Source organism: Mucilaginibacter rivuli (assembly GCF_019391655.1).
GTDB classification, from domain to species: domain Bacteria; phylum Bacteroidota; class Bacteroidia; order Sphingobacteriales; family Sphingobacteriaceae; genus Mucilaginibacter; species Mucilaginibacter rivuli.
Genome location: NZ_JAHXPQ010000004.1, coordinates 456,295 through 471,253 on the forward strand (window position 1 = coordinate 456,295; position 14,959 = coordinate 471,253).

Genomic DNA, 14,959 nt, shown 5'->3' on the forward strand with positions numbered 1-14,959 from the left:
ATCGTAATTTTGTAGTTCATTATACTAAGCATTTACAATTATGACTGAGACACTTGACATCAGCATCACTAAAAATCAAAACTCGCGTTTAACCACAACGGATTTTGATAATTTAACTTTTGGACATACTTTTTCAGATCACATGTTCGTCGCGGATTACGCGGATGGTGAGTGGAAGAATTTTCAAATTGTACCTTATGGCGATATTAGCCTGAGCCCTGCAATTTCTTCGCTGCACTACGGACAATCGTTTTTTGAAGGTATTAAGGCCTATAAGCATGTCGATGGAAATGTCTCTGTGTTTCGCCCGAACAAAAATGCCGAGCGTTTTAATAAATCGGCGGAGCGTTTGTGTATGCCTACCTTGCCCGAAGATATTTTTATACAAAGCATATTAGCGCTGGTTGATGTGGATAGCGATTGGGTACCTACAAAACCGGGCCACTCTTTGTATATCCGCCCGTTTATGTTCGCTACTGATCCTTACCTTGGCGTTTCTCCATCAAAAACCTATAAGTACATGGTATTGACAGGCCCGGTTGGCCCTTACTTTACTAAACCGTTAAAGGTTAAAATTGAGACAGAGTTTTCGCGTGCTACCGAGGGTGGTTTTGGCTACGCCAAAGCAGCCGGAAATTATGGTGGTGCTATGTTGCCGGGTAAAATGGCTGTTGAACAAGGTTACGATCAATTGATCTGGACTGACAGCAAGGAGCACGCTTATATGGAAGAATTAGGCGCTGCTAACGTAATGTTTTTATTGGATGGTAAATTGATAACGCCATCAACAGATAAAGGCACTATTTTAAAAGGCGTTACCCGCGATACAGTATTGACCCTTGCCCGTGATTGGGGCTACCCTGTTGAAGAGCGTCGTGTAAGCGTTGCCGAGGTATTAGAAGCCGCTAAAAACGGCACCCTTGAAGATGCTTTTGGTGCCGGTACTGCCGCTACCATTGCACCTATAGGCCAGATAGAACACGAAGGACAACTGTATACATTAAGTGACCCAGCCGAACGTGAGTTTAGCCAGAAAGTGCTTAAAACACTGAACGAGATACGCTATGGTGTAACAGCCGACCCGTATGGATGGAATTATATGGTGTAATCAGCATTACACAGTTTTTAAAGAGCGATGAGTTTTAAACTCATCGCTCTTTTTGTTTTAGGGTAGTGTAAGTTTTCCAACATTTTACCAACCTATAAGGAAAAATGATATTAATGGATACATTAACCCAATAACTATATATGGATGAAGCCGAATTTTTAGCATTGATTAAGGATCACCAAAAGATCATTCATAAAGTTTGTCATTTATATCGTGACACGTGTGAAGATAGAGAGGACTTGTTTCAAGAGATCGTTTTCCAGCTATGGAAAGGGCGTGATACTTTTAAAGGCATGGCAAAAATAAGCACATGGATGTATCGGATTGCCTTGAACACGGCGGTCGCAACATTTCGTAAAAAAAAGCCTGAAATCGAATACGGTGTTATTTTACCGGATTATCCCGAAGAGCTACAAAGTGACGAGCTGGCAATACGCCAGGAAGGGTTGTTTGCCGTATTGAAACAACTTGACGATAATGAAAAGGCAATTATAGCTCTGTATTTTGAGGAGCACAGCTATAAACAAATTGCCGAGATCATCGGAGTTAACGAAAGCTACATCGGTGTCAGGATCAACAGGATAAAAAATAAAATTCAAAAACTTATAATCAAATAATATGGAACTCGATCAATTTAAATCCGAATGGAATAATATGGAAACCACAAAAAAAAGCATCGATGATTTGCAAACTATGCTATTAGAAAACAAGCACCCGGTTTTAAAGGGGATCAGGAAACAACTCGTTATTGAGATTACCGGCTGGATTGTTTTCTTATTATGTTATTATACCATGTTCGATGGTTCTGGTAAACCGCTATTAGTTAATGCGTTGCTTATTGTTTCTGTTTTGCTGCCATTGGTACACAACCTTATGGGCTACCGGTTTGCAAAATATCTCATCAACGGGGCGTCAATTAAAGCATCGTTGGCAAATTATCTTGCCAAAGTAAAGATCTATGCTTTTGTATCAATTGCTGCACGGGTTATTTTCATAGTAGGGTTATTGTCGTTTTTCACCTATAATCTCAGTTTTAATTCGAACAGGTATATGGCGATAGCTATCATCGGCCTAACCTTTACCGTTCAGATGGTGTTTTTGAGCAGCATTTGGTTAAAACGAATAAAAAATCTCCAAAAAACATTTTTGGCTTTTAATTGATAGGGGTAGTATTTAAAAGATGAATAGATCATAGCCTAAGCCGATCAACAAAAAAGCCGCTACCTAAAAGATAGCGGCTTCAATATGAATAAGCGAATGATTAGAATAACAACCTAACCGGCTCTTCTAACAATGCTTTTAATGTATTTAAGAACGCAGCTGCCGATGCGCCATCAACTGTACGGTGATCGCAGCTTAGGGTAAGCTTCATCACATTACCGGGCACTACAGCACCATTTTTAACAACCGGAACTTCCTGGATACCGCTAACGGCCAGAATACAAGAATCAGGTGGATTAATGATGGCGGTAAACTCGTCAACACCAAACATACCTAAGTTTGATATGGTAAAGGTTGAGCCTTCCCAATCAGTAGGTTGCAGTTTTTTAGATTTAGCTTTTGCAGCGAAGTCTTTTACCTCGGCACTGATGTGGCTTAATGATTTGCCATCGGCAAAACGCACAACAGGCACTAACAAACCATCTTCGATAGCAACGGCAACACCAATGTTAACGTGCTCGTTGTAACGGATCTTATCGCCTAACCATGATGAATTGATCACCGGGTGTTGTTTCAGCGCGATAGCTGTAGCTTTCAAAACAAGATCGTTAAATGACACCTTGCTTGGCGCATACGCGTTGATTTTGTTACGTGCCTCAATAGCCGAGTCCATATCGATAGACATGGTTACGTAGAAGTGAGGCGCGGTAAACAAGCTTTCCGAAAGGCGTTTGGCAATAACCTTACGCATTTGCGAAACCGGTTTCTCGGTATATTTTTCGGTACCTGTAAATTCAGGGATGACAACCTTCGGTGCTTCTTTTGCCGGAGCTGCAGTAGTTGTAGCGGCTGGTGCAGTAGTTGTAGCGGCTGGTGCAGCAGCAGTGGTCGGAGCGGCGGCTGGTTTAGCGGCGCCCGGCACAAATGCTTCAACGTCTTTTTTAACAATGCGGCCACCTTCGGCGCTGCCTTTTAGTTCGGTAAGGCTGATGCCTTTGTCTTTAGCAATTTTACGCGCTAAAGGAGATGCTTTTACACGGCTGTCATCATCATTAGCGGTAGTTGCAGGAGCAGCGGCAGTTTCTGCAACAGGAGCTTCGGTTTCGGCGGCGGCAGGTGCAGCAGCAGGTGTTGCGCCACCATCTTGTAATAAAGGGGTGATGTCGGTACCTTCTTTACCTACAATGGCTATGATGCCATTTACAGGAGCAGCTTTACCTTCTTCAACACCTATATATAATAACGTACCGGCTTCGTAACCAACAACCTCCATAGTAGCTTTATCGGTTGCCACATCGGCTAACGAATCGTCGCTTTTTACTTTATCACCTACTTTGAAGTTCCATTTTTCAATGAGGCCTTCAGTCATTGTATCGCTAAGGGCCGGCATACGGATAACCGTTGCTGGTATCTTTGAAAGATCAACCTTTGGAGCGGCAGCAGCGGCAGGCTTTTCAGCAGCCGGAGCGTCAGCTTTTTTATCGGCAGCAGGTGCCGCCGCAGCTTCTGCTTTTGGAGCAGCAGCACCACCTTCGGCAGCTAAAGCAGCTTTGTAGTCTTCGCCTTCTTTACCTAAAACGGCAATAACAGTATCAACCGGAACGGCTTTGCCTTCTTCAACACCTATATATAATAAGGTGCCATCCTGAAACGATTCAAAGTCCATTGTGGCTTTGTCTGTTTCTATCTCGGCCATTACATCGCCTGATTTTATCTTATCGCCCACTTTTTTATGCCATTTAGCCAATACCCCTTCGGTCATGGTATCGCTCATTTTAGGCATTTTAACTACTTCAGCCATGTTTTATTCGATGAATAGTTTGAATTATATTTTAGTAATTAGTCTCTGATGTATGGATAATCTTTCTGCACGTACACATCGGTATACAATTCAGAGGCATCCGGCCAAGGTGATTCCTCAGAAAATCTCACTGATTCATCAACAATAGCTTTTATCTTCTCATCAATTTCTTCGAACCATTTCTCATCGGCATACTTTTCTTTTACGATAGTAGCCTTTACAGTTTCGATAGGGTCTTTTGCTTTGTAGCTTTCAACCTCATCTTTAGTACGGTATTTTTGAGGATCGGACATTGAGTGGCCTTTGTAGCGGTAAGTACGCATTTCAAGGAATGTTGGTCCATCACCACGGCGCGCGCGGTCAACAGCTTCGTCCATGGCATTGTGTACTGCAACAGGGTCCATACCATCAACAGCCGATGAAGGGATATCGTAAGGTAAGCCTAATTTGTAAATATCAGGTTGGATGGTAGTACGCGCTACCGAAGTACCCATGGCGTAACCATTGTTTTCGCAAACAAAAATTACAGGGAGTTTCCATAACGAAGCCATGTTAAAGGTTTCGGTTAATGCACCCTGGCGAACTGCGCCATCGCCCATGTAGGCAATGTTAACGTTATCGCGGCCGCTGTATTGGTTAGCAAAAGCGATACCCGCACCCATTGGCACCTGTCCGCCTACTATACCGTGTCCACCGTAAAAATGGTTCTCTTTATCAAACATGTGCATGGAGCCGCCTTTGCCTTTTGAGCAACCGGTAGCTTTACCATACAGCTCGGCCATTACAGCATTTGCCGATGTGCCTTTTGCTAAAGCGTGCGCATGATCGCGGTAAGCGGTTATCAAACTATCATCGTGTCTTATTACCGACATGGCACCGGCTAAAACAGCCTCCTGGCCAATATATAAGTGGCAAAAACCTCTTATTTTTTGTTGTCCGTATAATTGACCTGCTTTTTCTTCGAATTTTCGCATCAGAAGCATTGATTCATACCAATGCAGATAGGTGTCTTTTGTAATCGCGATCGCCATGTGTTAAAAAACGTTTTTTAATATGATGCGCAAATCTAATTATATCCGCGTAAAAAGCGAAAAACTCTCGGCAATGTTTACATTTTTATAAGTTTTTTTTGGAAAAGGGATTTTTAAAACTATCTTCGGACCTTGGAAACAAAAAGTGTATCCATGCGTATACAGGCCTGTATGTTTTACAGGAACATGAATTGAATTGTTAATTTGTTGCAGTCCCCACAACAAAAATTGTATTAAATGAAGAAAATAACTATCGTATTTGCACTGTTTTTCAGTGTTATAGCTACTACACAAGCACAAACAAAAGTCGTACCAAACCAGGAAACAGAGAAATCATCCGACGACGATAAAAGCCTTATAAAAGATTACTTTTCACAAATTATGGGTGTTGCCTTGTCAACAACCTCAAATGTTAAACTATTCCAGTTTGTTTATGATTGGATAGGAACCCCTTACCGTTTTGGCGGAAATTCCAAAAACGGTATTGATTGTTCGGCATTTACAAAAGAATTGTACAGCAAAGTATTTAACCTTGATATAAAAAGAAGCTCACGCGACATTTTTACCATGGTTAGCCCGGTTAAAAAGGATGAGCTGAAAGAAGGCGATATTGTTTTCTTTAAAATTAATAGCCGCAATATTACACACGTTGGCGTTTATTTGGGTAACAATAAATTTGTACAATCGGCCTCGGGTGGTGTAAAAATATCTAACCTTGACGATGATTACTATAGCCACTACTTTTATAAAGGCGGAAGGTTATTAGATTCGTTTAAAAAAGAATTAGAAAATTCAATGCTTGCTGAACAGCAGAAGGCGGCGGCAAAAAAATAAATACAGATTTAAAAAATATTGATCCTCCCCATAACCGGGAGGATTTTTTTTTGCCCATGAAAATATATCTTTATTGTATCACCAGTTGCTTGTTGGTTATTGCTGCTTGTGATAATCCCATAGCATTAAAACATAAAGGGACAACAATTGCAACAAAACCAATAAAAGCTAAGTCCACACATATCGCGCACGATACCATATCTATTGCTGCCGTTGGCGATATTATGATGGGGACATCTTATCCTAACAATGTTAATTTGCCACCAGATAGCGGGAAAAATAGCTTTAAGGCTGTTTTAAAAGAATTGCAACAAGCCGATATAACTTTTGGTAATCTTGAAGGAACGCTGCTGGAAGGCGGCCATCCTGCCGATTATAAAAAGAAAATGGCAAATCCGTATTATTTCAGAATGCCGCCTGCTTATGCCGGCATTTTAAAAGAGGCGGGCTTTGATATTGTTAGTTTGGCAAATAACCACGTTGGTGATTTTGGCGAACACGGCAGGATAAGCACAACTAAGGTGCTGGATAGTATAGGCATAAGGTATGCGGGATTATTAACGCAGCCAACCATAGTATTTAAATCGGGAGGTATTACTTATGGGTTTTGTGCTTTTGCGCCCAATGCGAACACGGTACCGATAACCGATCTGAAAAATGCCGCGGCTATTATTAGTAACCTTAAAAAGCAGGTTAATATTGTGATCGTATCATTCCATGGTGGCGGCGAGGGTTTAGGGTTTGAGCATGTGCCGTTTAAAATGGAATCGTTTATGAGGCAAAAGCGGGGCGACGTACATGCCTTTGCGCACAATGCTATTGATGCGGGTGCCGATGTAATATTTGGGAACGGCCCGCACGTTACCCGTGCTTTAGAGGTATATAACAAACGCCTGATAGCGTATAGCCTGGGTAATTTTTGTACGTATAAAAGTGTGAGCGTTGCCGGTGTTTGCGGTATAGCCCCACTGTTAAAGGTATTCCTAAATAAAAAAGGAGAGTTTTTAAACGGGCGTATTATCCCGATAAAACAAACGCATTTAAATGGCCTTGAATGCGATAGCACCAGTAAAATAATTACACGCATAAAAATGCTTACCGAAACGGATTTTCCCCGTTCCGGTTTGAACATTGCTGATGACGGTATAATTACCGTTACGCAACAGTAAGCTATGCTTCATCTTTAGTTACACGCACCAGGCTAATGCCCGAAAAGAAAAACAGTACACCAACTATAGCAACAACTATAATTGCAGTGTACTGGCTGCTGTGTTGAATAATGCTGGCAGCAGCATATATCAAGCCTATAATTCCTAATACTGTTAATATCGCGCCGAAAGTTCTTTTTAAGTTCATGGTAAATGGTTTTTAGTTAGTTGCTGGTACTGTATCAAAAAAGCAACCAATAATAAAACCGATTACATATATTCGTTTAACTAAAACCAATAAAGCCATGTTTGCACTGCCTTTTTTTGCCATAATCGGATTCGTTGTTTTGATACTGATATTTACTTCCTTTGTATCTGTGCAGCAAGGCACAATTGCTGTAGTTACTGTTTTTGGAAAATATAGCCGGTTACTTATGCCGGGGTTAAATTTTAAAATACCCTTCATCGAGTCGATACATACACGTATTTCAATCCAAAACCGTTCTGTAGAGCTGGAGTTCCAGGCGGTAACTATTGACCAGGCCAATGTTTATTTTAAAGCGATGTTGCTGTATTCGGTGCTTGATCAGGAAGAAGAAAGTATTAAAAACGTTGCCTTTAAATTTGTTGACGAACGAAATTTAATGCAGGCTTTGGTACGAACCGTTGAAGGCTCTATAAGGGCATTTGTGGCTACAAAAAAGCAGGCCGATGTACTTATTTTAAGACGGGATATTGTAGATCATGTAAAAGAGCAGATCGATCAGATATTAGAAAGCTGGGGTTATCACCTGCAAGACCTGCAGTTAAATGATATTACTTTTGATGATGTGATCATGAAATCGATGAGCCAGGTTGTGGCATCAAATAACCTGAAAGCTGCTGCCGAGAATGAAGGCCAGGCCTTACTCATTACCAAAACAAAAGCTGCCGAAGCAGAAGGGAATGCGATAAAAATTGCCGCAGAGGCAGAACGCCAGGCTGCGCAATTGCGGGGGCAGGGTATAGCATTGTTCCGTGAAGAGGTAGCCAAGGGTATGACTGTTGCCGCTAAAGAAATGCAGGAAGCCAATATGGATACTTCGGTTATTTTGTTTACCATGTGGACAGAGGCTATAAAACACTTCTCGGAGAACTCGCAGGGTAATGTCATCTTTTTGGATGGCTCGGGAGATAATATGCAGAAAACCATGAAAGAGATGATGGCGCTCAATCTGCTTGGGCAGGAAACTATAGAGAAGAAAAAGAAATAGGATAGCATGTACGCTATTTAGGTCGATTTGATATGTGATTAATTTTATTTAGTGCTGATATACAGTGAGTAATGCAGTGGCATAAGCTTTGCTTTATCTCTGTATTATGAAAAAGATATCACTTACCATGTTTGCGGCATTAGTTATGCTGGCAAGCAGTTTTACAAGCCAGGCACAAGTATCAGTTTCTATAAATATAGGTAACCCGCCGGTTTGGGCGCCACCTGCATACGCTCATACAACGCGCTATTATTATATTCCCGAAATAGATAGTTATTACGATGCCCAAAACCAAGGGTATTATTATAACGACGGACCGGGTTGGACTTTTTCAGCATCGCTGCCAGGAATATATGCCAGTTATAATATTGCAAGATTGCACCATATAAGGGTAAACTATTACGGCGCAAGGCCATATACTTATTTTGCGCCGCAAAGAACAGTTTATGTACAACGTTACCACCCGGTGCAATATCGCCCGGCATACAGGGAGGTTAGGTACCGTGAAGTTGAACGTGAACGCGGACATTGGGATAACGGCAACCATGGAGGCAGAGGGCCGCAATGGCACGGAAATGGCGGAGGCCATGAAGAACACGGTGAGCATGAACATGGTCATGGTGGCGGCCACGGAAACCATTAACAGTTAATAAGAGGGGAAGCAAATTGTTTCCCCTTTTTTATGTGGATGGTACAATAAACTTATCGTTATACGTTTAGTCTATCGTATTGATTATTCCTGATAGATGAAGAAGATAATGATGAGAAGAATAGCTGTAATAATGTTTTTGTTTATACCCATATTTACCCATGGGCAATCATATCATCGTTTAACAGCGCGCGATTTTTATGCCGCACCATCATCGCCACAAAGCGGCGATATCGCATTTACCAGTTGCCAGGTTAACTATACTTACCAGGTTATTCATAACAAGAATAATTACGATATTACTTTTGATGTAAAGCTCAGCATGGATAATGCGAGATCATACATCAGAATGGCTGACGTAAGTGACCGGGAGCAATTACAACAGATTTTAAGGCACGAGCAGGGGCATTATAATATTGCATTTTTATTAAAGTGTGAAGCATACACGGTTTTATCGCGATACCATTATTCTGCTAATTACCAGCGCGAAATAGATTACCTGTACCGCCAGTTAGAAACCAAGTACAAAAAAATGAATGCAGACTATGAGGCATCAACCGAGCACATGCAGAACAATGATAACCAGGAAAAATGGAACGCGTGGTTTTCACGCCGGATAGATAATGTGAGCCTTGCAAGCGCTAATTAAATTCCCAGGTCTTTTGGGGTGTAATGCATTGGTGGAGCGGGATATCGTATTGGTCAATATCTTCGATCGCATCCACAGGTTCAAATAACGAAAGCCCAACAAAACGCGCTTCAGGTTTACAGGTGGCCATAAAGCGGTCGTAAAAGCCTTTGCCGTATCCAACACGGTAGCCTTTTTTATCAAATGTTAATAAAGGGACAAATACCATATCAATAGTATTGACATCAATAATATTACCACTGATGGGTTCGGTAATGCCCATTTTACTTTCCTCCAGTTTCAAATCGGCATCATTAAGGTAATTGGTAATGCTTAGGGTGGAAAAATCTGTTTTAGGATAGGATATTTGTATTTGCGGATGTTTTGATCTGAGCCATTGGATGCAAAGTAAAGTATCGGGCTCTCTTTTTGATGATATAGGTAAAAAGATGTGGATGCAGGTTATGCCTGAAAAATTAAGCTCTTGAAATCGCTTTAAAAGAAGTTGGTTTAATTCCGAACATTCATCAACGGAAAGCTGTTTGCGCTTTTCGAAGTATATTTTGCGGAGTTGGGATTTGGTTGACAATGTTGTAATTTAATAAAGGGTCGATCGGGCGTATTCAGCACCTCATCCGGGGCCTATTGGTAATCGATAGATTGCCCTCCTGCACGTGAGGTGTCAAGTTTGAAACACATAGTATTACGAGCGCTTCCCAACACGTGTTTCTTAATAGCGGTTTATTTATTTGCCGATAGGCCCAAACCATTGCATATTCAAATATACAGCTTTCATTTGCAAATAAAAAAGGCTCCCGGATATCCGGGAGCCTTTTCGGTCTAATTATGTTTTAGCCTCTGTTTACATCTTCCTGCCTGAAAAGCTTAGCGCTCAGGTAGTCGTTGTTCATACGGCCAATATTTGTCAATGATATTTCTTTAGGGCATTCTGCTTCACAAGCCCCGGTATTGGTACAGCTACCAAAACCTTCTTCGTCCATTTGTGCAACCATTGCCTGGGCACGGCTGTAACGCTCAGGCTGGCCTTGTGGCAACAACGCGAACTGAGATATTTTGGCTGATACAAACAACATAGCCGAAGCATTTTTACAAGCTGCAACGCAGGCGCCGCAACCTATACAGGTAGCCGAGTTGAAAGCCTCATCGGCAATTACTTTAGGTATCGCTATTTCGTTGGCATCAGGTACACCGCCTGTGTTTACAGATACGTAACCACCTGCTTGCTGTATACGGTCGAACGCGGAACGATCAACAGCCAAATCCTTAACTACAGGAAAAGCAGCAGCACGCCATGGTTCAATAGTAATAGTTTCGCCATCTTTAAAGCTACGCATGTGTAGCTGGCATGTGGTAATGGCACGTTTTGGACCATGTGGCTGGCCGTTAATGTATAACGAACACATTCCGCAAATGCCTTCACGGCAATCATGGTCAAAGTGAATAGGATCATCACCTTTATGGATGAGATCTTCGTTAACCACATCCAGCATTTCAAGAAATGACATATCAGGCGATATACCATCTGCCTTGTAGGTAACCATGCTGCCTTCGCTTTGCGCATTTTTTTGACGCCATACTTTCAGCGTCAGGTTCATATTTCCGTTGGTACTCATATCTTATTTGTATGAACGTTGAGTCAATTTAACATTTTCGTATACCAAAGGCTCTTTATTCAGCACCTCAGGTACATCTTCGCCTTTATATTCCCATGCGGCTACGTAGGCAAAATTGTCGTCGTCGCGTAAAGCTTCACCTTCTTCTGTTTGTGATTCTACCCTGAAGTGGCCACCGCATGATTCTTTACGTTGTAAAGCATCTTCAACCATTAAAGCACCTAATTCGATAAAGTCGGCTACCCGGCCTGCTTTTTCTAACGATGAGTTAAACTCTTCGTTTTCGCCAAGCACAATAGCATTTTTCCAGAAATCGGCTTTCAAACTAGCAATTAAGCCTTTTGCTTTTGTTAAGCCATCTTCGGTACGTGCCATACCGCAGTACTCCCACATAATGTGGCCAAGTTCGCGGTGGTATTCGTCAACTGTTTTTGTTCCGCGTAAAGCCAATAGCTTTTCAATACGGTCGGTCACATCCTTTTTAGTTTGAGCAAAAGCCGGGTTGTTGGTATCAATAGCTTTCGGGCCAATAGTAGCCAGATAATCGCCTAAAGTATAAGGGATAACAAAATAACCATCAGCCAAACCCTGCATCAGCGCCGAAGCACCTAAGCGGTTAGCACCGTGATCGGAGAAGTTAGCTTCGCCTAAGCAGTATAAGCCCGGTACATTTGTTGATAAGTTATAATCAACCCAAAGCCCACCCATGGTATAGTGTACCGCCGGGTAAATACGCATTGGTACTTTATAAGGGTTCTCATCGGTTATCTGCATGTACATATCAAACAGGTTACCGTATTTGGCCCTTACAGTATCTTCACCCAAACGGGCTATTGATTCAGCAAAATCCAAAAATACAGCCACGCCCGATCCACCTACACCTTTACCTTCGTCAACAGCTTCCTTAGCGTTACGTGATGCAACATCACGCGGCACCAGGTTACCAAAGGATGGATATTTTCTTTCCAGGAAGTAATCCCTGTCTTCTTCTTTTAAGTCGGTCACTTTTAACTCACCTTTACGAAGTTTTTGCGCAAGTTCCGGAGTTTTTGGTGCCCAAACACGGCCATCGTTACGTAACGATTCAGACATCAGCGTCAATTTCGACTGATGATCGCCCGATACCGGGATACAAGTCGGGTGAATTTGGGTATAGCACGGGTTAGCAAAGAACGCTCCACGCTTGTGCGCACGCCATGCAGCGGTAACATTACTGGCCATCGCGTTGGTTGACAGATAAAAGACGTTACCATAACCACCTGTAGCTAATAAAACAGCATGACCGGCATGTGTTTCAATAGCGCCGGTAATTAAATTACGGGTGATAATACCCTGCGCTTTGCCATCGGCAACAACCACATCCAGCATTTCGGTACGGGTGTACATTTTAACCTTACCTTCGTGTATCTGGCGGTTAAGGGCCGAGTATGCGCCTAACAACAATTGTTGTCCGGTTTGACCACGGGCGTAAAACGTACGCGATACCTGCGAACCACCGAACGAACGGTTATCTAACAAACCGCCGTACTCGCGTGCAAAAGGTACGCCTTGAGCAACACATTGGTCGATAATGTTAACCGACACCTCCGCTAAGCGATAAACATTGCCTTCGCGGGCACGGTAATCGCCACCTTTAATGGTATCGTAAAATAAACGGTAAACACTGTCGCCATCGTTACGATAGTTTTTAGCGGCATTGATACCACCTTGCGCTGCAATAGAGTGTGCACGGCGCGGGCTATCCTGGAAACAGAAAGCGGTAACGTTATAGCCAAGCTCAGCCAACGAAGCAGCTGCCGAAGCGCCTGCCAATCCGGTTCCCACCACAATAACATTATATTTACGCTTGTTTGCAGGATTAACCAGTTTAAGGTTAAACTTATGCTTGCTCCACTTTTCGGCTAATGGGCCTGCAGGAATTTTAGCGTCTAAAATCATCTTCTTAAGTTTATGTATAGCGGCTTAGCCGTTTATTTTGATAACGATTGGAAATAATAAACAAGAGGCATCAACGCGAAGCCTAACGGTATAATTACCGCGAACAACCAGGTTCCTACAAACTCGATAACCGGTGTGTATTTGCGGTGTATCCATCCCACTGTTCTGAAAGCGCTTTGAAAGCCGTGCAGCAAGTGGAAAGATAAAGCGCCCATAGCAATAACGTAAATAATTACGTACCATAACTGGCCAAAACTTGCGGCAACCTTAGTATGTATATCTTTAACGCGAACAACCTCTTCATCGCCCTGGGTAGAAACAGAATGTTCAAAATCTTTTGATGTTGGGGTGAAATCAGAAACGGTAGTTATACCCGATGAAAGGTTTGTGCGGTACTCTTTAAATGCAACGGTATCGGTGTATTTGTATTTATACCAAAAATCGCTCATGTGTATCACAATAAACACCAACAATATTGAACCCAACAAGCCCATATTTTTTGATGAAACAGATGCAGGCGAGTTGTTTGATGATGCATATTTTACAGGCCTTGCTTTGCGGTTGCCAATAGTTAATACCAGGGCATACACAGCATGTACAATAATAGACAGGTACAGCAGGTAGGCCACAACTTCAACCGGTGGAAAATGGGTTAAAAAGTTGGCGTAAACATTAAAGCCGAAACCGCCATCCTTACTAAACAACAGCAGGTTACCGCCAAGGTGCACAATTAAAAATGTACACAGAAACAACCCTGTTAAAGCCATGATCAGCTTTTTGCCCAATGAAGAGTTAAAGGTTTGTTTAAAATCGCTCATTATTACTCAGATTTATTTGCTCAAAAGTATTTATTTAATAGCAAAAGATATAAATGCAAATAGCTTATTGCCGTTTTTAAACTTATTTAGAAACATTCTACACAAATTTGACTGTTTTTGACTTGAAAATACTGATATAAAACATAGTTTTTTGATGCTTTACACAATGCATATACTACAAAATATGATATAAATCATACTAATAGTTAATTTTTTGATTAAAAAATTAACTATTATCAACAAACTTTGGTTTTTAAACAGATTTTATCAAACTTTTATCACTTTATCAGCCAAAACACCAAATATGGTATCATTTTTTTCGTGATACATGCTGATTTTTCCTGTAAATCGTCCAAAAGAGGGCAACACCCCCTGCATTTTTCCAAAAGCGAAGCATGGTAACGTTGCAGATTGCCTGCCTTTGCCGCGCAATAACACTCCGGGATGTATGTGTCCGCACAATACATACTCCTTCGTATCAGCCAGCTTTTCGGGTGGCAAAGGGTGGTGCAACATCAGGAATGGACCAAGGACTAATGATGCATGTAACTCAACATTTAATTGCAGGTAATGTTCATCATGTATCACATCATGATTGCCCCGTATAAGTATAATTTGCAGTTCAGGAAATTGCTGTCGCCACAGCGCGAACCAGTCCCAGTCAGAGTTCATATCGCTGTGGAACAGATCGCCTAAAAAGATAAGTTTTTCGGGTTTTTGCGAATGGATAAGATCGGATAATACAGCAAGATCATCTTGCGCCAGATCTCGCGGAATGGCAATACCCGCTTTACGAAAATGGCCGCCTTTGCCTAAATGGACATCGGCGGCTATTAAAGCTTTTTCTTCTTTCCAGTATATAGCTTTTTGGCAAAGCAATAACAGGGTTTGGTTTAATAAGTTGAACGCTAAATCATCACAAGCCATTCTGCACTAAAATATGATCGTGCAAAGTT

The 14,959-nt window shown here is 41.9% G+C and carries 16 protein-coding genes; 8 read left to right on the plus strand and 8 right to left on the minus strand.

Annotated elements, in window-relative coordinates; genetic code table 11:
• Positions 1-40 precede the first annotated feature (40 nt).
• The 3 genes from KXQ82_RS11950 (at position 41) to KXQ82_RS11960 (ending at position 2,269) form a co-directional block, all read left to right on the plus strand.
• Positions 41-1,108: a branched-chain amino acid aminotransferase gene (locus KXQ82_RS11950; protein ID WP_219488607.1), complete on the plus strand. Its 1,068-nt coding sequence runs from the start codon at positions 41-43 to the stop codon at positions 1,106-1,108.
• Positions 1,109-1,248: 140 nt separating this feature from the next.
• The gene (locus tag KXQ82_RS11955) at positions 1,249-1,725 is read left to right on the plus strand and encodes an RNA polymerase sigma factor (RefSeq protein ID WP_219488608.1); all 477 of its coding nucleotides are present in this window, start codon (positions 1,249-1,251) and stop codon (positions 1,723-1,725) included.
• A gap of 1 nt (position 1,726) precedes the next feature.
• Positions 1,727-2,269 (plus strand): hypothetical protein, encoded by a 543-nt coding sequence (locus KXQ82_RS11960; RefSeq protein WP_219488609.1) that lies wholly within the window; start codon positions 1,727-1,729, stop codon positions 2,267-2,269.
• A gap of 100 nt (positions 2,270-2,369) precedes the next feature.
• On the opposite strand, the gene KXQ82_RS11965 is transcribed toward KXQ82_RS11960, so the two are convergent.
• Complete coding sequence (locus KXQ82_RS11965) at positions 2,370-4,070, minus strand: dihydrolipoyl dehydrogenase family protein (protein WP_219488610.1); 1,701 nt, start codon at positions 4,068-4,070, stop codon at positions 2,370-2,372.
• Between the two features lie 38 nt (positions 4,071-4,108).
• The gene (gene pdhA, locus KXQ82_RS11970) at positions 4,109-5,101 is read right to left on the minus strand and encodes a pyruvate dehydrogenase (acetyl-transferring) E1 component subunit alpha (RefSeq protein ID WP_219488611.1); all 993 of its coding nucleotides are present in this window, start codon (positions 5,099-5,101) and stop codon (positions 4,109-4,111) included.
• 237 nt (positions 5,102-5,338) lie between these two features.
• Here pdhA and KXQ82_RS11975 point away from each other — a divergent pair, with 237 nt between their 5' ends.
• Both KXQ82_RS11975 and KXQ82_RS11980 read left to right on the plus strand, forming a co-directional pair.
• Complete coding sequence (locus tag KXQ82_RS11975) at positions 5,339-5,935, plus strand: C40 family peptidase (protein ID WP_219488612.1); 597 nt, start codon at positions 5,339-5,341, stop codon at positions 5,933-5,935.
• A gap of 56 nt (positions 5,936-5,991) precedes the next feature.
• On the plus strand, positions 5,992-7,104 hold the full coding sequence (locus KXQ82_RS11980) for a CapA family protein (protein WP_219488613.1): 1,113 nt from the start codon (positions 5,992-5,994) through the stop codon (positions 7,102-7,104).
• Between the two features lies 1 nt (position 7,105).
• On the opposite strand, the gene KXQ82_RS11985 is transcribed toward KXQ82_RS11980, so the two are convergent.
• Positions 7,106-7,291 carry a hypothetical protein gene (locus KXQ82_RS11985; RefSeq protein WP_219488614.1) on the minus strand — a complete coding sequence of 62 codons (186 nt, stop codon included), beginning with the start codon at positions 7,289-7,291 and terminating at the stop codon, positions 7,106-7,108.
• Between the two features lie 97 nt (positions 7,292-7,388).
• On the opposite strand from KXQ82_RS11985, the gene KXQ82_RS11990 reads away from it, so the two are divergent.
• The 3 genes from KXQ82_RS11990 (at position 7,389) to KXQ82_RS12000 (ending at position 9,634) form a co-directional block, all read left to right on the plus strand.
• Positions 7,389-8,336 (plus strand): SPFH domain-containing protein, encoded by a 948-nt coding sequence (locus KXQ82_RS11990; RefSeq protein ID WP_219488615.1) that lies wholly within the window; start codon positions 7,389-7,391, stop codon positions 8,334-8,336.
• 106 nt (positions 8,337-8,442) lie between these two features.
• Positions 8,443-8,979, plus strand: coding sequence for a hypothetical protein (locus KXQ82_RS11995; RefSeq protein WP_219488616.1), 537 nt, complete (start codon positions 8,443-8,445; stop codon positions 8,977-8,979).
• Positions 8,980-9,094: 115 nt separating this feature from the next.
• The gene (locus tag KXQ82_RS12000; RefSeq protein WP_219488617.1) at positions 9,095-9,634 is read left to right on the plus strand and encodes a DUF922 domain-containing protein; all 540 of its coding nucleotides are present in this window, start codon (positions 9,095-9,097) and stop codon (positions 9,632-9,634) included.
• On the opposite strand, the gene KXQ82_RS12005 is transcribed toward KXQ82_RS12000, so the two are convergent.
• The 5 genes from KXQ82_RS12005 to pdeM form a co-directional block, all read right to left on the minus strand.
• Complete coding sequence (locus KXQ82_RS12005) at positions 9,627-10,202, minus strand: 5-formyltetrahydrofolate cyclo-ligase (protein ID WP_219488618.1); 576 nt, start codon at positions 10,200-10,202, stop codon at positions 9,627-9,629. The two genes, KXQ82_RS12000 and KXQ82_RS12005, sit on opposite strands and share 8 nt — an antisense overlap.
• Before the next feature lie 262 nt (positions 10,203-10,464).
• Positions 10,465-11,247, minus strand: a complete 783-nt coding sequence (locus tag KXQ82_RS12010) for a succinate dehydrogenase/fumarate reductase iron-sulfur subunit (RefSeq protein WP_219488619.1) — start codon at positions 11,245-11,247, stop codon at positions 10,465-10,467.
• A 3-nt stretch (positions 11,248-11,250) separates the two neighbouring features.
• On the minus strand, positions 11,251-13,185 hold the full coding sequence (locus tag KXQ82_RS12015; RefSeq protein WP_219488620.1) for a fumarate reductase/succinate dehydrogenase flavoprotein subunit: 1,935 nt from the start codon (positions 13,183-13,185) through the stop codon (positions 11,251-11,253).
• Positions 13,186-13,217: 32 nt separating this feature from the next.
• Positions 13,218-14,003, minus strand: coding sequence for a succinate dehydrogenase cytochrome b subunit (locus KXQ82_RS12020; protein ID WP_219488621.1), 786 nt, complete (start codon positions 14,001-14,003; stop codon positions 13,218-13,220).
• Between the two features lie 267 nt (positions 14,004-14,270).
• Positions 14,271-14,930 (minus strand): ligase-associated DNA damage response endonuclease PdeM, encoded by a 660-nt coding sequence (gene pdeM / locus KXQ82_RS12025; RefSeq protein WP_219488622.1) that lies wholly within the window; start codon positions 14,928-14,930, stop codon positions 14,271-14,273.
• Positions 14,931-14,959 lie beyond the last annotated feature (29 nt).